Below are 23910 nucleotides of genomic sequence, written 5' to 3'. Positions count from 1 at the left end.
GTTTAAACAGGGTTATTTATAAATGAACGAAGATATTTTGGTCGATATTGGTCTGAGTCGCAGCGAAGCAAAAATCTACTTAGCACTCCTTCACGACGGTGTTTCAACGGTTACAAAAGTAGCAGATACAACTAAACTTCACCGTGCAAACATTTATGATGCTCTTAAAAAACTTGTTGCTCGTGGCCTTGCAACGTATATGCAAAAAGAAAAAGTTTCTTACTATGAAGCTGTTGAGCCAAGCGCTTTGATGAATATTCTAAAGGCAAAAGAAAATCAACTTACTGCCATTCTTCCGCAATTAGAACTTTCAAGACGATTAGTAGAAGATACGAGCGAGTCTTACGTGGCTGAAGGTCTCCAAGGTTTGTTTAATGCCATGCGTGGCTTTCTAAAGTACAACGATGATATTCGAGTCTATGGTATTCCTAATACAGTTCCTGAACTGGTAAGAACAAAAATTCCTCATTTTCACAAAGATAGAATACAGCAAGGTGTAAAGATGCTCCATATTTACAATCATGATGCGACTGATCGAATTAAATTCTTAAATAAAATGAAATTAACCCAAGCAAGATTTCTGCCTGAGTCTTTTGATTCGCAAGTTTCAACTTGGGTCTGTGGTGATGAGATAATGATTACGCTTTGGGAAAAACCTCTAGTCTGCATCGTTGTAAAAAATAAACAAGTCGCGCAGAGCTACAAAAAATATTTCGCACTTCTCTGGGAAGCTGCAAAAAAGTAACGCTAAGCAATATCTTGAAAATTTCTAAGAACTAAGTGTTTGAAGCGTCTTGTATGTCTCTTTAGCTGTTTTTACGGGGAAGTCTGGTTCTGGCTTCTCTGCTGCAAGATACATGCCTTCTGCAATTGACTTTAAATATGTTTTATCTTCTGTACTCATCTGAAGCACAGCTTTTGTCGCTGTTAAATTAGTAAGATATTTGTTAAATCGTTCGAATCGTTTCGGCCAAGCGTCTTGCTCAACAAGTGAGCTTCTAAGTGGAAAGTATTGGAAGTTTTGTGGATAGCCAATGGAGAACAGGTGCATGGACAGTGAATATTGAGGTGTTTTTTCTTCAGGCTCTAGAGCGGAAACTGGTTGCTTTGTTTCTTCTTGTTTTACTTCATAAGGTGTAATTGTTTCTGCTGGTTGCGTCTGTTGTTTAATTCGTTGTTGTGCTCGTTTTGCTACTTGATATTCTTTTGGGTGTTTTCGTGCATCTTTAAGTAGTTCGTGTAAGTCTTTAAGCTCTGCAACACCTTCAACATAGCCAATGGCCTTTGCGTTAGTAATGAGATCTTTTTTCCACCATTGTTTAATTTCATGTTGGAGTTCTTTGATATCTTTTTGACCTTTCTTTGAAAGTAAATCAGTGTATTCATATTCTTCTTTGATGCGCGCTATATTGCCTTTAATCTTGTTAATTTCATTACGGGTGGTGCTGTATTCTGTAATGGTCTGTTTATTCATGTAAGGGATTTCATCATCAATTTTTCTTCGCTGTGCAAGACGATGTAGGCCTACAACCACTTCGTGTATAGAATCAACTTGTTCTCGTTTTTTTTGAACAATTGATTCGTTTTTTCCATTTTTGAGATTTGTATAGAAAAAGTCAAAGTCCAGATAATTTTTTATCTCGGCACCAAGAATGAAATTATCATATGCATCTCCTAGCTTTATGACTCTGATAAAATGTCCGTGAAGCTCGAATAAATCAACTTTATCAGCAATATTTTTTTCTGCAGCTTCTATAGGTTCAAGGATTTTCTCTAATGCTGGAATGGATGGTTTAGTGATGGGTAGGCTATTTATTTTTTTAAGAAGAGGTTTACTTTGAAATGAAGCGATTTGGTTAATGGCTTGTGAACTAGCATCTAAGTCTTTGTAACCCATTATTTTAGTAGAAGAGGGTTTCTCGGGCTCAAGTCTTTTTAACTCGCCTTGCTCGTATCTTTTCCAAATTTCAGGAAATCGTATCATTTTTATTTAACTCGACGTTGCTTGTAAGTGTGAAAAGTTCACCAGTTTTATAATTCTTTGTGTATATGCTACTTTGGTTGAGTTGTCGTAACTCCCAGTTCTTTAAAAGAGTAGGATTTCTTTCTATTATTGTGTGTAAGGCTTCATTGTTATACAAATTTTCTCTTCCTTGCTCAAAACAGTCTTTCCAATCAGGAGCTGTAAATTCTTGTTTTGCTTCATCTTCTTGTGCTAAGTCATCAAGTGTTTTCATAAACTCGTTATAGTAGAGTGCATGAATGTACTGATGATCTTGGACTTGCGCGAGCAAATAATCTTGCCCATTAATATTGAAATGTTCTCTTTCTTGGTAATGGAAACGCGTGCAGGCGTCAACCAAGTGGTAGTAATGGTCGATATATCCGACCGATTTCTGTGTTTTTGGAATAAATGCTTGGAGGTATTCTGCGAATGGGTCAATCACCTGCACGGAAAAGTTACGAAGAGTGTGAAGATGATTGCTCAGACGTTGTGCTAAGTCTTTGCTTGTACCATTAGTTTTGAGTTGTAATCGAGCATTCGCTTTATAATTATGAATTGCTTCAAAATGTTCTGGTGATGAATCAGTAACTAGTCGCATAATTCTTCTGGAAAGTTCTGTATCTTTCTTAAACGAATTTTCTTTTGCAAGCGTGTAGATAATAATTTTATCTTTTGTAATAATAAATTCATCACTGCCTTCTAAATTTTTTGAAGTAACGAGTCGTTTTGCATCTCGACCTTCGGTAATATTTTTAATAAGCTCTAGAGCTGGTGCTGTTTTGTCTTGTAATGCTTTTTGTAATTCTGGAAAATAGAGTATTTTTGCTTCATTAATTCTGCCTTCATCGTGAAAGATTGCTTGCTTTGAAGCAAGTTCTGCTCGATAAATTTCTTCTTCAGGAATAAGGTCGATAATTTTATCTGTAAGAAATGTTTTTCCTGAACCACTATACCCTTCAACTCCCAAATGAATATTATGAGATAGTGCAAGGTATGCAGTAACTACTAATGCTTCTTCACCAACAATACCTTTGTTTTGTGCATATTTGACAATATCGTGTAGTTCTGGAGTTTTTAAATCTGAAAACCGTAAGGATTCTTCTTTATGTTCTGGAGTTGTTGTTATTGATGCTTCAGGAATATGCTCTCCTTTAGTAATAAGACTATCGATACTAACTGTTGAGGTCGGGATACTATTTTTTGGTGTCTGTTTGAATCTTGTTTTGATTGCATCGTCTACTGCTGGTACAGAACTTGTTGTTCTTATGACCTTATAATTTTGTTTTGATTTTTCTTCTTTCTTCTCTTTTCCATGCAAGAAATCCCATATTTCTTTTGCTTCTTTACTGCGAAGCATTTCCCGAGGGAGCATTATGCACTACCTCTAAATTGTTGATTGAGTTTATTTAATTTTTCGTCTAATTCTTTGGCTCGATGTATTAATGAATACATTTGTTCTTGGCCTACTTTTTGTGTGTCTTTTTTGATGATATCTATTACTTGATTTCCATCAGAATTAAAGTACACATCGTCTTCAATGAATTCATTATCTTTGTATACTTCACCTTTAACAAGTTCAGCAACTCCTGAAAGCGCTCTTGCACTAACTTTATCACTTCTTCTTCCTATTTCGTTCCAGTCAGTGATGTTGATATATTGTTCAACTTCGTGCTTTTTCAAATACTGTTTAATAAGTTTTATTCGTTCTTTTGCTGTTTCAGGTCCATTACAAAAATGAACGCCTCCTATTCTCGCATATCTATCCATTATTGCAGGGTCGATATTTTTTCCTCTGTTAGTTGTTGTTAAGATGAGGTAATTTCCTGCATTTGGATATATTGCAGGGTTATCGATTTGTAAAAACGTATTTATTGTTTTAATGATGTTTTGATCAATTGTTTCATTTCGGGAAGGGAAATATTTATCTGCCTCATCAAGGAATACTATTCGTATTTTATCTGGTTGGGTGATATAATTAAGTTGATGCTCAAGAATTTGTGTTTCTCCTGATTTCCATGCAGTATCAAAATCAAATTTTACAATTTCAACTTCTTTATTATATTTTTTTGCGATGCCAAGAGCATAATGAACTGCTGCTTGTCCTATCATTGACTTGCCGCTTCCAGGCATACCTGTAAGCATGATGAGTTGATTAAGTCCTCGTATTTTTTGCTCCGGATTAAAACCAAGCTTCGAGTCGTAAGTTAATAGTTTTCGGACATTCTTAAAGACATGTTCAATTGCATCCTTATTGCCGATAATTTGTTCAAAAAGAACTGGTTCGCTTAGATTAATGTTTTTTGTTAAACTAATTGGATCGTACACTATTTTGCTTTTTTCTTTGATGGCTAATGGTTTTTCGTCTGTCGTTGGATTAATTGTTGTAGTGCTGTTTCCGATACCTTCAACGGCAAAGAAATCGCTGATAACAGCATAGTTTTGCAAATCTTTTTTTAATGCTTGTTTTCGAAGAACTTTTTTTAATGCTTCATCGCGAACACTTGCTAAATAATTTGCCGCAATGATTGCTGAATTACCCAGACTGCTTTCTTCGAAGGCTCGAGTCATACCTTCCATAACATCGCTGATGAGGTTATAATTTCCTTGGTTAAATGATACTTCAGGTCTTTTAAAACTTTTACTGATTTCAATATCTTCATCTTTTGCTATGTATTGTAATACGCCTTCAGCCGCAACAAATGTTAAGTAACTTCGTTTAAATTCATCGGGAGCACTAGTAAATGGTTTTCTTTTGGCAACTTTACTTTCAAGAGAAGTATATGTTCCTGCGAATAGTAAACCTGCATCATCTACAAGAGTTTTAGCTTCATTTCCTTTTTCAATATCAAAACTAAATTTACTTCTTGCAGCTTCTTTGAGGATATGAAGCTGATCGCGATAAGTTATTTTAGCAATATTCATATCGTTAACAAGAAGATCTCTCTCCAATAGTAGTTCCAGAGTCATATTTATTCACCTATTAAAAAAATAAAAAATTGTTTAATTTCTATACTTATCTTTGGTTTTTTTGATAAGTTCCACTCGATATTTGCTATCTTCTAGTTTTGCCTTATCGTGCATGCCTTTTACAGATCCGCTGAAACTTTTTCCATTAATACCATTTGAAGTTGGAAATGCTCTTTTGTTCTTTGCTTGTTCGTGCTGTAAAACAGTTGTATAGCCTTTTAGGCCATTAGTAACTTTTCCAATACTCTGAATAACGTTTCCGTATTCAATAATGCCATCTGTTTTAATATAAAGGTCTAAGAATCTTCGTTTAGATTTTTCTTCCATCAGTTTTCTTTGTGCTTGAGAAAGATTATTTTTTTCATTCAAAAACTTAGTATCTGCAATTTCATATTCCATATCTTTTGCTTCTTTTAGAACAGAATAGTCTTCAATTTTGCCAATAACTTCTTCTTGTTTTTGAACAACTTCATCTTTCACATCTTCAAGTTCGCTGATAAGTGCGAGATTTCCAGGTGTAGTTAAAGACGTTCTTAGTTCTTCAATTTTATTATCTATTTCTTCTTCTTTAGCACTATATTGTAATAGTGCAACTTCCATATCTTGAATTTTACGCTCATATATTTTTGCTTCTCTTTTTGCTTCCAGAGCTTGATATCGAGTACCTTTTGATTCTTGAGGAGTACTTTCTTTCATGGAAACAAAATCATCAATAGTTCTTGTTGGCTGAAATTCAATTTCGCCTTCAAATTTACCAACAACTTGCTCAAGTTCTCGTTCAGCTTTATCGATGTTTTTATCGACTGTTTTAAGATGTTTAACAGACCGTTCTTTGTACATGCTTCTACCTGTGTTCATGTATATTGCATCATTTATTTTCTCTTGAATTCCTGAAACTTCTTTGCCGGTTAAAGCGGTGTAAACAGCCTTATCGTAGAATAATTGTTGATCTTTTGGATTTCCTTGTAGAGTTCTTGCCTGCTTTTCGATATCTCTCATTTTCTCATCGAATTTTTTTTGCTCTTCTAAGATTCGATCTGCTTCTTTTGTGCTGACTGTTTCTTGCTTGCCAGATTTTTGTTTTTGAGTTTCTTGACTATCTTCTAAAATACTCATCTTACTTACCTCCTTGGTAAACGTCCATGAATGATTTCTTTAATGAATCAGCACTCACTGTTCCTTTTGTAATTTCTTGACTTCCAAGAACGAATGCTCCTTCAAAGTTATGTGTTGCATTGCCCATGTATGTTTCTCCTTCTGTTCTGGTGAGTACATATTCTTTTTTAGTGTCTCTATCTTTTAAGAAGACGTCATCACCACTTCGCGTGATTTTATAGTCGTTATCCTTTGCTAAACCGGTACCGACAACGATACCTCCTGCAACAAGTGCAGTTCCCGTTAAAACTTTTCCAATTAATCCCATTTTGTTTGCCTCCGTGCAAATGTTCTTATGTAGTGTATTGTTTTATGTATATATCAAAAAGCGCAGTAGCGCTTACTACTTCTTTTCAAACACTCCTTTAACGTTTTCATACGATTCTATTGTTGTTTCTTTGATTTTATCCCAGAAATTCTGTTTTGTAAGTGAATCTCCTGACGTAATCTGGTCTTTTTTCTGTTGATAAAGAGAGTCTGCTTTCTCCCAACCTTCTATTGCTTTTTCTTTGATTTTTTGTTCTGTTGCTGCAGTCCACTTTGGTCCTCGAGCAAGTCGTTCAAAGATATCATCAATTCGTTCACCAAAATCGCCTGCTGTCCAGTTCGAGTTTACTTGCCAGTATTGTCTGGTTGCTTTGTTGCCAAAATACATTTCAACTCTTCCCTGCTCGTTAATCTTGTATGCGATGTCGCCGTTAAGAAAGTCTTGCGGTGTTCCTTCTGCTGCTGGTTTGTTTTTAATTGCTTCATACTGTAGTGCTTCTTCTTTACTTACTGGTCCTAATTCTTTATGTAAGAAATAGCTCGTACTATCATCAGTAAAACTGACTACAGCATCGTTGTTTTGGTCTTTAAGTACTTCTACGTGCCATAATTTATAATTTTCTGGCGTGCTTGGCGAGGCTGCTACATTATGAAATTTGATTGCTTCTGTGAGTTTGGTTACTGGTTGCGTCTTCTCTCCTAAATAGGTGAGTCCTAATGCGCCTAATGTGATGCCCCCTGCCACAAGTAAATTTTTTACTTTTCCCATAGTTGTTACCTCCACATGTTAGGGTGTTGTAGATGTAGTAAACAAAATGAGAGATATAAGAAAGCGCAGTAGTAAAGAAAACAACACCTTTGCAAGTAGTATTGCCTTGAAGTAGAAATAAGTTAAACTAATTTTGTGCAACGTAAGTTGTGCAAAATATTCTTGTTTAACGATTGGCATTTCGAGCAGAGTGAGAATAAATCTTCGCAATACGTTTAAGGAATGTAAATAATATTTTTCTGGCTGACTTGACCGTTTAAGTGAATACTATTTATTGCGCGCTCAACACTGCCATAACTTTTTCCTTGACTTGCAAATATACTCTCGAGCCATTTGTGGTCAATAACGTAGATTCCTTGGTCCAGTGCTGCTCGCACAAATTCTTTGTTAAAATATGTGTTTGTGATGGCAATACTTTGTTGTGCACCAACGAAGGCCTGTCGCTCAAGTATTTCTTGATCAAGTGTAGTGATGTGGGGATTGAGTTGTCCGTTCTTAGTAACTTCCGCTCGAAGCTTTCTTGTAATAGGTCCTCCTTGTGAGCTTTTTGCTTCAACAAGCACGAGTTCTAGTCCTTGAGGCGTTGCTATTTGGTAGGAAATATCTGCTTGGCGATAGACCCATCTTTCCTTATGGTATTCCACGTTATGCATGAGGTTGTAAATGCCAGAAATTCCTTTAAAGGCTTCCAAAACAAGCATTTCAAAGCGATAACCTCGTTCTTGCTTCGCAGTTAATTGGGCCATAAGGGTATCTTTGAGGAATCTTTTTAATAAGGTCTCGTTGTAGCGGCTGCAACGCCATAAAGCTTATAAATGTCTTTTTTGCCCAAATTGTTAGGTGATTATATTATGCCAGTAGAATTTGGTGAATTTAAAGGAAATAAGATGATTAAGCTTGTGAGCGATAAAGATGCAGAAGGCAAATGGCCTTTTAGTTTTGGTAAAAACAAAGCAAAATTAATCGTAGAAAACTACGAAGCAATCAAAAAATTTTCCGAAGAGGAATAATTTTTTGGTGCGCAGAAAATCTTTGATTTTCTTGCGAAATCAAAAAATTCTCAGAAGAAGAGTAAATCTCTTCTCTTTATTATTTTTTTTCATTGTGTTCAAAGTATTAAAAATTCTCTGAAGAAGAGTAAGATTCTTCAGTTTTTATTGTTCTTCTTTCTTCCATAAATTTATATACTTCCTTACTTCGATTCTTTTGTATGAGGTATTTACAATGATGCATGCAACAATGGATTACGTTCCAAATAAGGAAATTGCCGAGGTTCTTGGCGTAGTGCGCGGTAATAGTGTTCGAGCTAAGTGGTTTGGTGCTGACTTTGCAGCAGGCCTAAAAAATATGGTTGGCGGCGAGCTAACAAATTATATGAAGCTGTTAGGTGATGCTCGAGAAAAAGCGCTTGAGCGTATGGATAAGGATGCGGAGGAACTTGGTGCTGACGCTATTATTGCTCTTCGATTCACAACAAGTCAAATTGCGCAAGGTGCTGCCGAGATTATGGTTTTTGGTACTGCCGTGAAATTTAAATAAATGGGTTTTAGGTGATATATTATGGTTGAAAAAAAAGCTACGAAAAAAGTTGCTAAGAAATCTACTAAAAAAGCAACTAAAAAAGCCGCAGTAACAAAAACTGCGAAGCCGAGCATGGCAAAGCAGAAGAATGATTCGCAAATGATTAGTCATGACAAAGCAACAGAAATGTATGCAAAACGAAACAAGGCTTCAGGTCTTGATAAAGAATTGCATCCATTAGCGTTATGGGGTTTTATCTGTGCTGTGGCGCCTTTTGTTGGTTGGGCAATTCCTTTTCTTAATATTTTAATTGTATTCTTTGGTCCGCCAGTTGGCATTATTTTGAGTGCTATTGGTCTAAATAAAGTGAAAAATGATCCAAAAAGATACAAGGGGCGAGGTCTTGCTCTTGCAGGAATTATTGTTGGCGCTGCAGTAATTGTTTTAGGAACAATTGGAATTATTGCTGTAGTTATGTATGTTGCAAGCGCTGATCCTTCTTTGCTTATGATGTGAATTGAATGAGAATTGTTTCTGACTTGTATTCATAATTTTTCTTTTTTTTCTTTATATTTCTAAAGATGATTAGTCTAAAAATTAATTTTTTTTACTCTGTTGCTTCTTTGTATAATTCTGCAACATTATTCCAGTTTACTACGTTCCAAAATGCTTCGATGTACTCTGGTCGTTTATTTTGATACTTCAAGTAATATGCATGTTCCCAGACATCTAAACAAAGAATTGGAGTTAACCCATCTGTTAAAGGACTATCTTGATTCGAAGTTTTACTGATAACCAGTTTTGCAGTTCCCTGACTTCTGTCTACTACTAGCCAGGCCCAGCCACTACCGAATTGTGTTGCTGCTGCATCTTCAAATTGTTTTTTGAATTCTTCAACACTGCCAAAATCCTTTTCGATTGCTGTTTTTAATTCGCCTGTTAGTTCTGCTCCTTTTCCTAAAATGTGCCAGAATAATTTATGATTTACATATCCGCCACCATTGTTTTGCACTGCTCCTTTGACACCTTCAGGAACGCTTGCTAAATCTGCAATAATTTCTTCTGCTGTTTGTTCAAAGAGTTCCGGATGGTTCTCTAGTGCTGCGTTAAATTTATTGGTGTATGCTTGATGATGTTTAGTGTGATGTATTTTCATCGTTTCAGCATCAATGTATGGTTCTAGTGCGTCGTATTCATAATCTAATTCAGGTAATGCAAATGTCATGTTCTTTTCCTCCTTAACTGTAACCATTCATACAAATCCTTTTTGTACGGGTTATTGTTTTAGTCGTTCTTTGTTTGTTGTGCTCGATAATTTTTGATTGCTTCGCGAAGCGCGTTTGTCCCTAGTATCGAGCAGTGCACTTTTACTTCGGGTACTTCGCCGAGTTTTTCAACTACGTCTTTGCTGGTGAGTTTCTCTGCCTCATCAAGCGTCATGCCTTTGGCCATTTCACAGACCATGTCTGTTGAGGAGATTGCTGCAACGCATCCATAGGTCTGGAAGGTAATGTCGGTGATGATATTATCTTGTACTTTGATAAATATTTTCATGATATCGCCGCATTTGAAATTTCCTACTTCACCTATGGCGTCTGCATCTTCCATTTCTCCTGCAAACTGCGGAAATCTAAATCGTTGTATTAATGCGCTATTTTTGTACATATTATTTCTGCCTCCCCACTGGCGATAGTTCTCGTAGTCGTTGAACAATGTTTGGTAGTACTTCAAGGACTTTGTCAATATCTTGTTTTGTAGTGTATTTGCTGAGTGTTAATCGTAATGACCCATTACATTCTTCGTGTGTAAGTCCAATTGCTAAGAGGACGTGGCTGGGGTCAAGACTTTTTGCAGCACATGCCGATCCTGTTGAAGTAAAAATGTGTTCAATATCTAAAAAGCCCCCTATCGCTTCTCCTTCGATACTATGAAATGAAATATTTACATTATTGCATAGTCGTTCATTTCCTTTTGGACCGTTCAGTCTTACATGTGGAATGGTAAGTATTTGTTCAATTAAGTAATCGCGAAGTGTTGTTATTTGTTTGATGTCTGCATGATTTGCGATTTCTACGGCTTTACCAAATCCTACGATTGCAGGTACGTTTTCTGTTCCTGCTCGTTTGCGATTTTCTTGATCGCCACCATGTTGCCATTGTTCAATTCGCGTGCCTTTTCGAATATAGAGTGCACCGACTCCTTTTGGTCCGTGAATTTTATGTGCGTTAATGGTTACTAAATCAAGATGTTGTGCTTTAACGTCAAGGATTGTTTTAGTGTAGCTTTGACAGGCGTCAGTATGGAAATAGACGTTATGTTTTTTGCAGACGGTACCAATTCCTGCGAGGTCTTGAATGGTTCCTATTTCGTTGTTTGCGTGAGCAATAGAGACGAGTATAGTTTTATCGGTGATTGCTTTATCAATTGCTTTAAGACTGACAAATCCTTCATTATCAACTGGAAGGTAGGTGATTTCGAATCCTTGTTTGGAAAGCCACCTGCAACTATCTAGGATGCATTTATGTTCTGTTTTTGTTGTGATGATGTGGTTGCCTTTATCTCTGTTGGTGAACGCGATACTTTTTAATGCAAAATTATTGCTTTCTGTTCCGCCCGAGGTAAAAATAATTTCTTCTGGTTGTGCGTTAATGCTTTGTGCAATAATTGTTCGCGCAGTATCTATTGCGTCTTTTGCACTCATTCCTTTTGAATAAATTGCTGATGGATTACCATATTCTTTTTCTAAATAGGGCATCATTACTGCAACTACAACATCATCTATTTTTGTTGTGCCGCTATTATCTAAATATATTTCTTGCATTCACATCCCTAGTTATTTTTTTGTTTTATTTTTAAAAACGTTAATTACGGCGATAGTTTCGCCTGTATTGTCTTTGACTGGTTCAGAAATGACCTCGACATTGTTGCACAAAAGTTTTTGCTGTATGCCTGTTGCAAATGTTTTTTTTACCGGACAATCAGTGCATTGCTCTCCTTGGTGAGCCATAATCTCGTAACATTTTTTTGTCACGTCTTCTTCATTTTTGTTTGTCCAGATGATTTCGAATTCTTTACTTTGAATATTAATTCGTTCATCTAAGAGTCCGAGCATATTAGTAAGTTCTTTTCGAATGGGTGTATCTGAGGAAACAATTGAGAGGAGTGGCGAGGGCGTAAGTTTCCACATTTTTGATTTACCCACGTCTCGATGCATAACGATGCCTAAATTTTCTAGTGCTGCTAGGTGTTTTGCTGCAGTATGTCTATCTACGCCAACGTCTGCTGCGATGTGGTTAATAGTAATATCTTCTGTTTTATTTTGCAACGTTTTTATGATAGTAACTTGAATTCTGTTCATGTTATATTTAAGCAAATAGGTGTAGTTTATAAAATTTATGATAATGGTTACCATTAAAGGAAAATAAGAAAAATTAAGAATTATTTATTTAGAGAGCTTTTATATCCATTATAACTTCTTTATGGTGGGTTGCAGCTTTTACGTTTTCATAGGTTTTAATAATTTTTTTATTGGTATCAAGAAGATAACTACATCTGCTAATGCCTTTATATGTCTGCCCCATAAATTTCTTTTCGCCGTAGACGTCATACTTGGTGCTAACTGTAAAATCTTTGTCTGAAAGTAAGGTGATGCCTAGCTTATATTTTTCACAAAACGTTGTTTTACTTTTTTCATTGCCACCACTAATACCAATAATACTTACGCCAAGTTTATCAAATTCTGTTTTAAGCTTGTTAAATCCAATTGCTTCAAGTGTACAACCAGGCGTATTATCTTTTGGATAAAAATAGATTAAGGTATATTTTGTCTTTACATATTTTAAACTAATTTTATTGTTATCTTTATCTGGCAAAGAAAATGCTGGAGCTTTTTTTCCAATGGTTAACATAGTTATTCACCTCGAAATAGTTTTGCAAGAAAATAAAAATAAGAAGATAAAAAGCGAAGCGACAGTTCACTGAACGCTTCATGGCAATTATCTGCTTATATTTTTCCAACTAAGTCAATTCCTGGTTTGAGTGTTTTCTCACCAGGTTTCCATTTTGCAGGACATGCTATACCAGGATGTTTTCGAGCATATTCAAGTGCCTGTATTTTTCTAATGAGTTCTTCAGCGTTTCGACCAATGGGTTCATCAGTAATTTCAATTGCTTTAACGATACCGTCAGGATCAATGATAATTGTTGCTCTGTCTGCCAAACCTTCTTTTTCTCTTAAGACATCGTATGCTTTTGCGATTGTGTGGAGTGGATCTCCTGCCATGGGAAATTGAATTTTTCTAATTGCTTCGCTTGCATCATGCCATGCTTTATGTACGAAATGTGTGTCTGTTGAAACAGAGATAACTTCTGTATTAAGTTTTTTAAGTTCTTCATACTGTTCTGCCATATCTTCTAATTCTGTTGGACAAACGAACGTAAAGTCTGCCGGATAAAAAAAGAGAACAACAAATTTTCCTTTCTGCTCAGTAAGAGAGAGTTCTTTGAATTGGTTATCGACATAGACTTGGGCACTAAATGCTGGCGCTTGTTCATTTATTTTTACCATTTTGTGTATACCTTTTTTTGTTTTTATTACACTAGTGAGTAATTTAAGCACTTATAAGTGTTATGTAGGTGTGCAATTTATACTTGCTCTTTTGCACAATTGACTGCTTGTTATATGTTCTTATTAATGGAAGAAACTTTTTTGCTAAAGAAAAATTTTCTTGTATTTATCGCGGTATTAGTGGATGTGATACTTAATTTCGTGCTGGTAGTTTGCATCCTGTAAGTGCGCTTAATCGTTCTAATGTTTGTCCGCCAAGATATTGTTCTCCTTGAATAATCCATGTCGGATAAGCAGTAATTTGTGCGTTTATACATTGTTGTTTTTCTTCTTCACATTCAACATAATTTACATACTTCATTGCATCACCAAATGTTTTCTTTTGGTTACTACAATGTGAACACCAATATGCACCATAAAAAGTTGCATCATTATCTGTTAAACATTGTGCAAACTCATCAAGTGTTGTTGTTTGCATTTTTGTATTTGTTTCTTGAGTTGTTTGGGTGTTTGTTCCATAAAGAATAATTTCTGGTGTGGTCGTGCATGCTGCAAGAAACAGTGTTGCAATAATAATTAAACTGATTGGGTATTTCATATATTCACCTTTTTGTTTATCATGTTGGATTTTTTTTATAAATTTTATGTAGTAGGTGACCTGCTTTAAATGTTAGGGTTATGTCTAGTCATGTTTAGTTGTAGAATACAATTATTTAGAAAACTCGTTTTTGTAATTGTTTAACCATACTATCAATAGAACTTGTTTTGTGGTTTTCTTCAAATACTCCTTCTATTGCATCGCCTACTAGTGAATAAAGAAGATTTCGTAGTCTTCCTTGGTTTTTTTGTAGATATAAGTTCCAATCAGGTTTAAGGTCTGAGAATTGCATAATATAAATGGGTTTTTCTTTCTGAGAAATAAGTTCAAGCGTGTATGGTCGGCCATATTTTTTATCAAATGCTAAATCGACAAATTTTTTTTCTGTTTCATTGTAGTATTGAATAGGAACGCCCACACAATCTCTAGTTGTTTTTTTTGGGAGTGTCGTTGTAAAATAAATTCTCTCGCCCTGTTCTAATGCACTGTATCTTTCGCTTGATTTTGAAAATAGAACGAGTTTTTCTGTAGGAACAGTTTGTTTTTTAAGTTGCTCATAACTTGTAATAATGCTTTTTATTGCTTCTTTGTACTCTTTTGCTGTAATATGATTGTAGAATGTTTTGAATTGTTCCATTTCAAAAACATTGAGATAATGTGTTGGGTGGTTAACGACCTTCATATTTTTAAATGTGCCAAAAATATTATAATAAATTCGTTGATTGCTGCGTTGCATATTTTGTTTTGTTTTTGTTGCGTTATGAGTAATTAGAACATTATCAAATGTTTTGATGACCGGGTAGGGGTAGGTTTCTTCAAAGCTTGTTTTATCGCCGTACATGTAAAAATATGGTCCTTCTTGGTGAATAATTTCCATGCCGAATCGTTTTGCTGCATCTTGCGCCATACTTATCGTTGCACCAATAGCACCGTTAACTTCTTCATAGGTTGCCTTGTACTCTTGTTTGAATCGATATTTTCTTCTGTTGAGTTTTTGTTTTGTGTTAATCATTTGGGCTATTGTTTGTACGATGTTTGTTTCGTCTAGTGGTTTTGGTTGTTCTTGATCTGGAAATAAACTCATTTGTCCTTGAGGTGTTGTTGTTTGTGATTCTTGTTTTGCTACTAAGGCTATTTCTGGATGTAATTCTTTTATGACATCTTTTGGTTCTATATATCCTTTTTTTATTTTTTCTTTTATAGTTGAAGATTTGTTCCATAGTTTCCAGAATTGTTGATTATACCAAGTACCAAATGATGGATATTTTTTCTCGATTTTTTCTTCTTCGCGAAGTGATACTTTACAAAGTTTGTAAATTTCTGCATAATCTGCAATCATCCAGTCAGCAAAGACATTTCCATATCTACTCAATAAATAACTGTCTTCTTTGCTTCTTGCTTTTTCGCTAAATACGATGTTTGCTTCAGGAATGGTTCTTGTAATGATGTTTTGTAATGCATGACCATAACGTAAAAATGCAAGATGAACATTATTGTATAGTCCTGGTTCTGCAATAAAATTTCTTTTCTCATTAAGTATTGTTCTGAAATATTGTTTTGCATCAGCATATTTTTTTCGAGCATCCTTTTGGCTAAAAAAAACCATATCTTTTTCTGTTTTTGTTCGCTGAAGAAAAAAACGTTCGTTAACTTTAAGGAGTGCGCGTTCAGAGTATGCAAGATGCTCAAAAGGTATCTTAAATTCATTTGCAAAAAAAGTAACTCGTTTTAGGTAATTATCGAATGCGTGGCTTCGTTTTATTTGAGGCATAATTTGAACATCATCAATAACGTATGAAGCAATTTTTCTTGCTGCTGCTTGACTTTCTTCTAAGGTGTCTTTAATTGTTTTTCCAGTAAGTGCGAGTGCGTGCTCAATATTTTTTTTATTTTTAATTTTTTTATATCGTTGTGCGATTTGTTCAAGTTCTTCCATTTCATCATAGGTGATGCTTTTGCTAAATGCATCTTGTCCTAACATAACTTTTGCAACAAGGTCAAGTTTTTTGTTAGGAAGAAAATGATATTGTACTTGTGCAAAGCGAAGGAGATCAATAATTGCTCGAGATTTAATGCCGATTCGTTCAAAAAACCTAGTAGATGCTTCATGAACTGGTTCAGAATATCCTTCTTCATCCGGGGTAAAATTTTCATCATGATTGTTGAGTTCCTCTGCTTCTCGAAGTTTAATGAAATCAAATCGTCCATTATAAGCGACAAGAAAATAGGTGTGTTGTGTTCGTAAAGCATCTCGCACGCCTAAAACTAAGTCTGCTTCCGAATTATATTTTATAATATCATTTCCTTTGAATATATCAACACCTAAATTACTTAATGTATGTAGTTCTTCTTTGTATGTTTGTCCATCTGTTTCATAATGTATTTCTACCCAACTAATTTCTGGTTTTTCTTTTCTAAAAAGAGGTATTTCAATATCCAAATATGCCCATGATTGGTTCAAACAGTTGTTGTAGTCAAGTTGTTGTTTGGGTTTGAGTTGCGTTGCATCGTTTAGGATTACTTCAAGTGTTTGGTTTTTTTGTCGTTGCAGAGAAATATGTTCTTGTTGAGCAAGTGTTGTGCGTAATTGCTGTATTTTTTCAAAGTCTTGTAGAATATCTGTTGAAAGATGTTTTGTTAATTTATATTCTTGGCTATTTTTATCTAGTACATTTTGTTCTTGTGACGCTTGATGTAATGAGTTAATAATTCTTGTTTGTTGTCCTTTCTTTTTATCAGGCAATTGCATTCTTATTTTTTGCTCAAGTAAGCGAACTTGTTGATTATGTGTTTTAGCAAGTGTAATTGTTTCTGCAATTGATTTTGGCATAGTTACTATTGTTGATTCATTTCCAAATCGTGCCCGTGCAGTCTGGGTGTAGTTTTTGGTGCTAAATATTGTTTTGCCAAATTCTTCTCGCAGTTGTTTTCCTAGCGATGGTGGTCCGGTAACTTGTATAATATTAAATGGGTTCTTATTTTTACTTCGGGGAAAGGTGTTTACTTTTACATCTGCAAAACAAGGATTTGTTGCAAGAACCTGTTGCACACGCTTAAATGTTTCTGGCTGTAAGTCTCTGCTTACAAATATGTGTTTGTCTAATGGGGCGTGCACTTGGCCAGTATCGCGAAAATACAGTACAGCTCTATCTTTTTGAATGTCTGCTCGTATATCGGTTAGGAGTCTTTCAAGCATAGTAATGGTCTAATTTAAGCCAACCATATAAACATTTGCACTCCTTTTGAGTGGTTTTAATACTAGAAAGGTTGCTTTTTAAGGTAGTCGAAAGAAATTTAAATAACTAGTTAACTTTCTGAACTCTATGTATCCAGATGAGGAAGATTTTGAGGAAGTGTATAATGGTGAGGGCCGAGAGGACCTTGTTGACAACGACGCTATTAGTTCTGAGGAAGAGGCTTTTATGCACGGCTATGATGAAGACCGGGAAAATACTGATAATGAATCAGTAGAAGATAAGGTCTATGAAGATGCGTTTGAAAAAAAGACGCGTCGATCAAAACGTCGGCAAGAATCGTTTGATGAAGAAGAACTTGAAGCTGAAGTAACGCTTCACTAAGGTGTTATTTTATGGTTGCTAAGCGTGCTGCAATTTATGTAAAGCCAACGGCATACATTCAACAAAAGTGGATGGATTGCGGGGCTTATGCTGTTAAGGCGGTGATGAATTTATATGGTGAAGACTTAGATTTGCCACCTCGTAAATATCTTTCTTCTTTAGGTAAGATTTTCTTTGGTTTCATGTTTCCTTCCACGATTAAACATGTTTTTAGTAAAACTAAGAAGTTTACTGCGCCAATTTTGCGTGCAAAAAAATCTAAACATAAGTTATTGCTGCTCAAAAAAGAGCTTGAGCAAGGTCATCCGGTTATTATTTTAATTAATAATATTTATACTAAACAACGAAAAAAAGCACTTATTAAAAAGTATTACGCGCTTCATTGGGTGACGCTTCTAGGCTATGATGATGAAAAAAAAATATTTTATGTCTACGATTCTCTTCCTCATACAAGCACGTATCAAAAAGGACTTCCTGCCGGAAACTTTGCAATTAACTATGGTGATTTTCTTACATTTTGGAAAGGTCGCTTTATTTCAAAAATGGTGAATTATTTGTATATTCCTGTGCGTAAATAATAAGAAAATTCTGGTTTCACCGATTTTTTTTATGGGTGAATTTTTTATTCAAGTTATAGAGTGCGACAACAAAGAGTGATTCGGCCCACCCTAATGGCGTGTTTTCATTTGGCTTATCGGTATTTGAGTAATAGAGTTCCGGAATGCCATCTTTAGTATCTGTTTTAAGCATGTTATCAACGTATTTTTTTGCTTTTTTCTTGTTGCCAAGTTTTTCATAAATAATGGCTAGCCAACTAAAGCCAAACGTCCATTCTGCTTCCTCACTGTAGCCATCAGGATTTTTGTTATAGTAATAATCATTTTTGTATCGTATTACTCCTTTTTTTCGTTCAAGCAGATATTCGACATGATCTAAGATTTCATCTCGTTGTTTTGCTGTTACAACATTATATGGATAAATAAGTGAAAGAAGGGCGAGATCAACAAATTTTCCTGCCGATTCTCGTGGAAGCATTTGATTAAGTGTCATTTCACCTTTTTTAATCAACTCTTTAGGAACTTGTATGTGTGAAAGTTTTGCAACTGCTTTAAGTCCCGCAACGCACGCACCAACACTTGATGCGTGTATTTCTTCATTTTCTTCCCACATACCATTATCTTCATCATGCCAGTATTCAATAGAATTTAAATACTGTACGAGTTTGTTGGTGATGCGTATAAAATTCTCGTTTTTTAACAGGCATCCTGGTCGGTTTCGTTCAAGTTCACCAATTCTAAAGAGTATTGCGCCTACAGCGTCATTTTGTTTATTACCCCAGTCTTCCCAGAACTCATCAAATGTTTCTGGATGTACTCGTGCGTGAATATATTCGTGTTTATATTGTGGTTTTCGCTCAATTGCGACATCTATTTTGTATTCATGTTTAAGAAATGCCTTAAGAAGTGCTGTATAGGTTTTCTCTACCGTGTCCCAATCACCTAATACTTCAAAGGCTAAACACTCGTAGAAATTATCTCGTAGCCATGATTTATCATAGCCCGTGCTCACGTTTTTGTTTGATGCTGCAAAGAGTCCTGACTTGTACTGTAGTCCTCTGAGAATTTTCATATGATGTTTAATAAGTTGTTTATGACCTTTTGACTTTGTAGAACGCTTCATTATACTCCATTATACCTTTTATCGCTTTAAAATAATGTGTTATCTCGCTAAGGTAGCAATCACTTTTGTTTGGCTGGTTTTAAGGCAAAGAATATGGTGAAGAAAATTAATGTTAATCCTAGCATAGGTCCAACTGCTCCCCAGTTAATGTATCCTCCTTTCCAAGGAATTGCAGGGATAAGTGCAATGAGCATAATGATTCCCATTACCAAGTTAAAATATGCTGCACTTGTTCTTGACTTATTTCTTTCAGCTTTATCTTCGTCTGGATTGCTCTTTACATATGGCTTATCTTTTGCTAGGGCAAAATAATATATGAGGCCTCCAAAACCGCCAACAAACAAACCTAATGCTGCATATGCTTTTGATAGTTTTCTTTTTGCTGCATCTTCAAAGATAAATGCAATAACCAAGATTGATGAAATTAACGCCAGCGGTATAAGTATCATGCCAAAAACTGTTTCAAGAGAAATAATGTTGAGCAATGCGCCAATAAGAAGATTAATAATACTTGTTATGATTAATTTTGTTGCCATTGTGTTCACCTCAAAAAAATAATTAAAAAAATAAAATTAATAATTGCTAATTCGTTTTTCAGCAACTTCAGCTAAAAGCTCTGCTTTAAACTCATCAAGTTTCTTTTCGCCAAGTACTTCGTTATTCCGCTTGCGAACGTTAACAGTTTTTTCTTCTGCTTCTTTATCGCCAACAACGAGGATGTAATTAAACTGGCTAAGTTGCGCATCACGTACTTTTTTATTAACACTCTCACTTCGTGCATCAACTTCTGTGCGAAGCCCTGCTACTTTAAATTCTTGGGCGACTTGTTGTGCATAGTCTAGGTGTCTGTCTGCAATTGGAAGTATTGCGATTTGGTTTGGACTTATCCAGAGCGGGAATTTTCCTGCGAATTGTTCAATAACGTTACCTAAAAATCGTTCAACACTGCCAAGGACTGCTCGATGGAGCATGACTGGTTGATGTTTAGTGCCATCTTTTCCTTCATAGGTTAGTCTGAATTTTTCAGGCATTTGAAAATCAAGTTGTATGGTGCCGCATTGCCAGCTTCGACCAAGCGCGTCTTTGATGTGGAAGTCTATTTTTGGTCCGTAGAATGCTCCATCTCCCGGATTTAATTTCCACTCTTTTTCTTGCTCATTAAGCACTTCTTCTAATATGGTTTCTGCAAGTTCCCATTTCTTTGGATCTCCCATTGCCTTTTCAGGTTTGGTAGAAAGTTCCATAGCGTAATCAAAACCAAATGTGGTGTACACAATGTTCATCAGTTCGATGAGTTCTTTGACTTCTGACTTAATTTGTTCTTCTGTGCAAAAGACATGCGCATCATCTTGCGTGAACATTCGTACTCTAAAGAGTCCGCTTAATACACCTGATAATTCGTGTCGATGAACAAGTCCAAACTCTCCCATGCGTAGGGGCAAGTCTCGATAAGAGTACATTTTATTCTTGTAGACAAGTAAGTGTGCTGGACAGTTCATGGGTTTAACTGCGAAGTTTTCTTCATCACTATCAATTTTGGTAAAGTACATATTTTCTTTGTAATGATCCCAATGTCCTGATTGGAGCCATAATTCTTTGTTCAATATATATGGTGTTTTGATTAACTCATAGTCTCGTTGTGTTAATAATTCTGTTAGGTAGTTAACGAGTTGGTTCCACATAAATGCTCCTTTGTCGTGAAAGAATGGCATGCCTGGCGCTTCGTCCTGAAATGAAAATAAATCAAGATGTTTCCCAATTTTTCTATGGTCGCGCTTTTCTGCTTCTTCAAGCAGGTGTAGATGTTCTTTGAGATCTTTTTTATCTGGAAAACTCACGCCATACACTCGGGTCAGCATTTTGTTCTTGCTGTCTCCTCGCCAGTACGCGCCTGCTAGTTTCATGAGCTTAAATGCCTTGATAACTTTTGTATTTGGAATATGTGGTCCTCGACAAAGATCGATAAAATCTCCTTGTTGATAGGCGCTGCTTCCCTCGTCAAGTCGATTAATCATTTCAACCTTGTATGGATTATCCTTAAATGCTTCAATTGCTTCTTCTTTGCTTGCATACTCAATACGCTTTGGCTCAATGCGCTCTTCCACAATTTTCTTCATTTCAGCTTCTATTTTGGGAAAATCGTCCATCGTAATGTTTAAATTATCAAAATCGTAATAAAAGCCGTTCTCTACTGCCGGACCAATGGTGGGGAGCGCTTCTGGGTAGAGTCTTTGAACGGCGTGCGCTAAAAGATGGGCACTAGAGTGCCAGAAGAGCTTAACTCCTTCAGAGTCCCGAAACGTGATAATACGGACCTTGCAGTCGGTTGTGATGGTAGTAGTTATATCGACTAATTTGCCATCTATTTCGACGGCCAGAGCAGCTCTTGCGAGCCCCTCGCTGATGTCTGTTGCTACTTGCAGGCCCGTTACGCCTGCTTCGTACTGTTTTTTATTCCCATCAGGAAAGGTTATTTCTACCATTGTGGCTCTAGAAAGGCTCTCCTCGTATTTAAATCTATGGCGCTAAAGAATATGTCACTTAAAAGTAGTTACAAATAGAAAACTATATAAATAAGTTCTACTACAAACAATACTTATGAACATACAAGTAACTTCAAATTATGGCGCTCTTATTAATGGATTGCAGCATGGCGATGTTATTCCTTCGGGTATTTCCTTTATGGGTGCTAATCCTGAATTGCTGTTTGATATAGATAATTTGGATGCTCGTGTTCTAAAGTCTTTTTTTTCTCCTGAGAAACGAGAGCTTATTGATAATCGTTTTATGCCTAAGTTTACAAATCTTTTTGAACATGATTATTTTAAAAAAAGGGATAGTAAACTTGATGCTCGTCTGTTTGCAATAGCTGAATATGTTGCTTTGAGTGCGCAACAACTTTTAGGAATGTCTAATAAACAACCTGATCCCTTGTTAAGAAATAAATTGTTTCGCAAGGGTATTCCTTCGTTATCTGATTTGAAAGGAAATGCGATGTGTACAGAATTAGCTTCTGTTGGTCAATACCTTATTCATCATCTTCTTAAAGACACTTCCGATTCAAATTACGAGAGTAATTTGGCAATTGGGTATGTTGAAAATTATCTCGGGGATGATGAGTCGCATGCATTCATTCCTATTTTTGATAAAAATACTGATAAACAATATGTTTTTGATATTGCTAGGCCTGATTATCAGGGTGCTCCTCGAATATCTTTACTTAACAAACCGTTCACTATTGATTTTTTCCTTCAAAATCCAAACCATGTAATTGGGGGAGAAAGCATGTGTAGTGGTCTAAAAGAAAAATATTTTATGTAATGATGATTTGGTGAATAGACAATGAATAATATATCTGAATATTTACAAGACGCACGGGCTCTTGAAGAAGGCGAGCTAAAAAATTTAGCAAAAGCAAGTATTGAAACATTATTTTTGTATGATTTTTACACTGATAAACCTTTTTCACTTTCTGAAAATGGTCGTACTTTTTCGTTGCGTCACGTTATTCCTATGAAACTAGAAAACATTCGAGCACTTCGTGATTTTGCACATAAACAATTATTATATGATAAATTATATGTGCCATTTAATATTCAAGAACCGCAAAAAACTCCTGGTATTCAAGAAAGTATGGTCATTACTAATAAAAAAGATTTGTTTCGAACCATTCTTAATAAGAAAGTTCTTTCAAAAGATTTAGAAGCTCGATTAAAAAAGTTTCATGCTGATGCGTTGAAAGAAAAAGTTCGTTTCAAAGATAAAAATGTTTCTGTTGATGATCTTGTTGATTTGCGTAATAATTTTGAAGAAAAATTCGGTCCTTATCGTTCATGGATTGCGGATGGTGTTGACTTGCGAGTGAACATATTTGGTGGGAAAAACAGAGAGTCTATTGTGTATTCTCAAGAAAAGCAAAAGCGAGCAATTAGTTTAACAAATAAATTTGCAAAAGAAGCATACAAAGCGAAAACAAAAGTTGGTGCAAATTTAATTATGACTGCTGAGAATATGAAAAAAGATCTTGCTCGTTTAGATAAGGATGGTTTTCTTAAGGGGAGATTGCCAACACCATATAGTCTTGAAATGTATATGCGTTTAGCACAGCACGTAGCAGGTCGCGATAAAAGAAAAAAAACTCAGTTGGAAACAAATCCTTTTATCCAAACATTTACTCGTCCGATTAAAAATCTGGCTTTTAGTGATGCCTTAAAATATAATTTGCTCTCGCAAGCCGAAATAGATTTTATTGCTGATATGAATCTTAGTAAAATTAGTCTTGATGATTATTTTGGATTTATGATAGTAACTCCTTTTGGATACAGTAATTCTAAAACAAAAGAGCTTGATGCTCATTTGCGTTCTTGGCAAAGAATTCTGGCTTGTGATAGTAGGTATGAAGTAATGGTGAAAGAAGATTCTTATCGAAATGATCCTTCTCCTGATACCGATAAATATATCCGGTCTATTCATTTAGCTGTTCGTCCAAGCGAATCATTTGTATATGATGTGGGTAAAGAATTATCCAACATTTTACCTCATCCAAGACATTTCTCAGAAGATGATTTATCTTCTTTATCTTTTAGTGTACATTTACAAGGTCTACTTGATAAATATGATGCTGAGTTTGGTCCTAATGCACATGATTTGTTTAAGGCTAACTCAGATCCTTTTAGGATGTTAGATAAACCTGCTAGAAAGATTATGGATAAAGAATATTTTGGTCCTCTTTCAACTATTGTTATGCAAGTTATTCGTTAACTAGTATGTTCTTGTTTTTTCTTGCACAATATTTATATATAT

General features: G+C 35.4%; 25 protein-coding genes and 1 pseudogene. 8 read left to right on the top strand and 18 right to left on the bottom strand.

Annotation, left to right across the window (positions count from 1 at the left end; genetic code table 11):
• Positions 1-22 precede the first annotated feature (22 nt).
• Complete coding sequence (locus K9M74_00860) at positions 23-745, top strand: helix-turn-helix domain-containing protein (GenBank protein ID MCF7798431.1); 723 nt, start codon at positions 23-25, stop codon at positions 743-745.
• 24 nt (positions 746-769) lie between these two features.
• On the opposite strand, the gene K9M74_00855 is transcribed toward K9M74_00860, so the two are convergent.
• From K9M74_00855 to K9M74_00825, 7 genes are all read right to left on the bottom strand, one after another.
• Positions 770-1984, bottom strand: a complete 1215-nt coding sequence (locus tag K9M74_00855; GenBank protein ID MCF7798430.1) for a hypothetical protein — start codon at positions 1982-1984, stop codon at positions 770-772.
• Entirely contained in the window at positions 1968-3377 is a 1410-nt protein-coding gene (locus K9M74_00850; protein MCF7798429.1) for a hypothetical protein, read from the bottom strand. Before K9M74_00850 ends, K9M74_00855 begins: the two co-directional genes overlap by 17 nt.
• The gene (locus K9M74_00845) at positions 3377-4972 is read right to left on the bottom strand and encodes an ATP-binding protein (GenBank protein MCF7798428.1); all 1596 of its coding nucleotides are present in this window, start codon (positions 4970-4972) and stop codon (positions 3377-3379) included. Before K9M74_00845 ends, K9M74_00850 begins: the two co-directional genes overlap by 1 nt.
• A 33-nt stretch (positions 4973-5005) precedes the next feature.
• Positions 5006-6088, bottom strand: coding sequence for a hypothetical protein (locus K9M74_00840; protein ID MCF7798427.1), 1083 nt, complete (start codon positions 6086-6088; stop codon positions 5006-5008).
• Between the two features lies 1 nt (position 6089).
• Complete coding sequence (locus K9M74_00835; GenBank protein MCF7798426.1) at positions 6090-6395, bottom strand: hypothetical protein; 306 nt, start codon at positions 6393-6395, stop codon at positions 6090-6092.
• Positions 6396-6470: 75 nt separating this feature from the next.
• Positions 6471-7163 carry a hypothetical protein gene (locus tag K9M74_00830; GenBank protein MCF7798425.1) on the bottom strand — a complete coding sequence of 231 codons (693 nt, stop codon included), beginning with the start codon at positions 7161-7163 and terminating at the stop codon, positions 6471-6473.
• Positions 7164-7378: 215 nt separating this feature from the next.
• Complete coding sequence (locus K9M74_00825; GenBank protein MCF7798424.1) at positions 7379-7909, bottom strand: hypothetical protein; 531 nt, start codon at positions 7907-7909, stop codon at positions 7379-7381.
• Between the two features lie 105 nt (positions 7910-8014).
• On the opposite strand from K9M74_00825, the gene K9M74_00820 reads away from it, so the two are divergent.
• The 3 genes and pseudogenes from K9M74_00820 to K9M74_00810 all read left to right on the top strand — a co-directional run bounded on the left by K9M74_00820 (position 8015) and on the right by K9M74_00810 (position 8792).
• On the top strand, positions 8015-8173 hold the full coding sequence (locus K9M74_00820) for a hypothetical protein (GenBank protein ID MCF7798423.1): 159 nt from the start codon (positions 8015-8017) through the stop codon (positions 8171-8173).
• Between the two features lie 214 nt (positions 8174-8387).
• Positions 8388-8702, top strand: coding sequence for a YbjQ family protein (locus K9M74_00815; protein ID MCF7798422.1), 315 nt, complete (start codon positions 8388-8390; stop codon positions 8700-8702).
• Between the two features lie 21 nt (positions 8703-8723).
• Positions 8724-8792, top strand: a pseudogene (locus K9M74_00810) (histone H1).
• A gap of 499 nt (positions 8793-9291) precedes the next feature.
• Here the strand turns inward: K9M74_00810 and K9M74_00805 are convergent.
• The 8 genes from K9M74_00805 to K9M74_00770 all read right to left on the bottom strand — a co-directional run bounded on the left by K9M74_00805 (position 9292) and on the right by K9M74_00770 (position 17045).
• Positions 9292-9909, bottom strand: coding sequence for a superoxide dismutase (locus K9M74_00805; GenBank protein MCF7798421.1), 618 nt, complete (start codon positions 9907-9909; stop codon positions 9292-9294).
• Between the two features lie 59 nt (positions 9910-9968).
• Positions 9969-10349 carry an iron-sulfur cluster assembly scaffold protein gene (locus K9M74_00800; protein ID MCF7798420.1) on the bottom strand — a complete coding sequence of 127 codons (381 nt, stop codon included), beginning with the start codon at positions 10347-10349 and terminating at the stop codon, positions 9969-9971.
• Position 10350: 1 nt separating this feature from the next.
• Positions 10351-11505 (bottom strand): cysteine desulfurase, encoded by a 1155-nt coding sequence (locus tag K9M74_00795; protein ID MCF7798419.1) that lies wholly within the window; start codon positions 11503-11505, stop codon positions 10351-10353.
• 12 nt (positions 11506-11517) lie between these two features.
• Entirely contained in the window at positions 11518-12042 is a 525-nt protein-coding gene (locus K9M74_00790) for a winged helix-turn-helix domain-containing protein (GenBank protein MCF7798418.1), read from the bottom strand.
• Between the two features lie 88 nt (positions 12043-12130).
• The gene (bcp, locus tag K9M74_00785) at positions 12131-12592 is read right to left on the bottom strand and encodes a thioredoxin-dependent thiol peroxidase (GenBank protein MCF7798417.1); all 462 of its coding nucleotides are present in this window, start codon (positions 12590-12592) and stop codon (positions 12131-12133) included.
• Positions 12593-12687: 95 nt separating this feature from the next.
• Positions 12688-13251, bottom strand: a complete 564-nt coding sequence (gene ahpC / locus K9M74_00780) for a peroxiredoxin (GenBank protein ID MCF7798416.1) — start codon at positions 13249-13251, stop codon at positions 12688-12690.
• Between the two features lie 193 nt (positions 13252-13444).
• On the bottom strand, positions 13445-13849 hold the full coding sequence (locus K9M74_00775) for a hypothetical protein (GenBank protein MCF7798415.1): 405 nt from the start codon (positions 13847-13849) through the stop codon (positions 13445-13447).
• 115 nt (positions 13850-13964) lie between these two features.
• Positions 13965-17045 (bottom strand): hypothetical protein, encoded by a 3081-nt coding sequence (locus K9M74_00770; protein ID MCF7798414.1) that lies wholly within the window; start codon positions 17043-17045, stop codon positions 13965-13967.
• A 127-nt stretch (positions 17046-17172) separates the two neighbouring features.
• On the opposite strand from K9M74_00770, the gene K9M74_00765 reads away from it, so the two are divergent.
• Complete coding sequence (locus K9M74_00765) at positions 17173-17427, top strand: hypothetical protein (protein ID MCF7798413.1); 255 nt, start codon at positions 17173-17175, stop codon at positions 17425-17427.
• 11 nt (positions 17428-17438) lie between these two features.
• Entirely contained in the window at positions 17439-18005 is a 567-nt protein-coding gene (locus tag K9M74_00760; GenBank protein MCF7798412.1) for a C39 family peptidase, read from the top strand.
• Positions 18006-18021: 16 nt separating this feature from the next.
• Here K9M74_00760 and K9M74_00755 read toward each other — a convergent pair whose 3' ends face one another.
• From K9M74_00755 to thrS, 3 genes are read right to left on the bottom strand one after another with little or no spacing between them, the layout of a single operon-like run.
• Positions 18022-19107 carry a glycoside hydrolase family 15 gene (locus K9M74_00755; GenBank protein ID MCF7798411.1) on the bottom strand — a complete coding sequence of 362 codons (1086 nt, stop codon included), beginning with the start codon at positions 19105-19107 and terminating at the stop codon, positions 18022-18024.
• A 59-nt stretch (positions 19108-19166) separates the two neighbouring features.
• The gene (locus K9M74_00750) at positions 19167-19643 is read right to left on the bottom strand and encodes a hypothetical protein (protein ID MCF7798410.1); all 477 of its coding nucleotides are present in this window, start codon (positions 19641-19643) and stop codon (positions 19167-19169) included.
• A gap of 36 nt (positions 19644-19679) precedes the next feature.
• Positions 19680-21590 (bottom strand): threonine--tRNA ligase, encoded by a 1911-nt coding sequence (gene thrS / locus K9M74_00745; protein ID MCF7798409.1) that lies wholly within the window; start codon positions 21588-21590, stop codon positions 19680-19682.
• Positions 21591-21705: 115 nt separating this feature from the next.
• Here thrS and K9M74_00740 point away from each other — a divergent pair, with 115 nt between their 5' ends.
• Together K9M74_00740 and K9M74_00735 are read left to right on the top strand one after the other, a co-directional pair.
• Complete coding sequence (locus K9M74_00740) at positions 21706-22428, top strand: hypothetical protein (protein ID MCF7798408.1); 723 nt, start codon at positions 21706-21708, stop codon at positions 22426-22428.
• Between the two features lie 21 nt (positions 22429-22449).
• Positions 22450-23868 (top strand): hypothetical protein, encoded by a 1419-nt coding sequence (locus K9M74_00735; protein ID MCF7798407.1) that lies wholly within the window; start codon positions 22450-22452, stop codon positions 23866-23868.
• The last annotated feature ends 42 nt before the right edge of the window (positions 23869-23910 follow it).

It is taken from the genome of Candidatus Woesearchaeota archaeon (assembly GCA_021734105.1).
In the GTDB taxonomy this organism is placed as follows: Archaea; Nanobdellota; Nanobdellia; order Woesearchaeales; family SKGA01; genus SKGA01.
The sequence above is the reverse complement of the archived record's forward strand: the minus strand, read 5'-3'. Positions and strand labels throughout refer to the sequence as shown.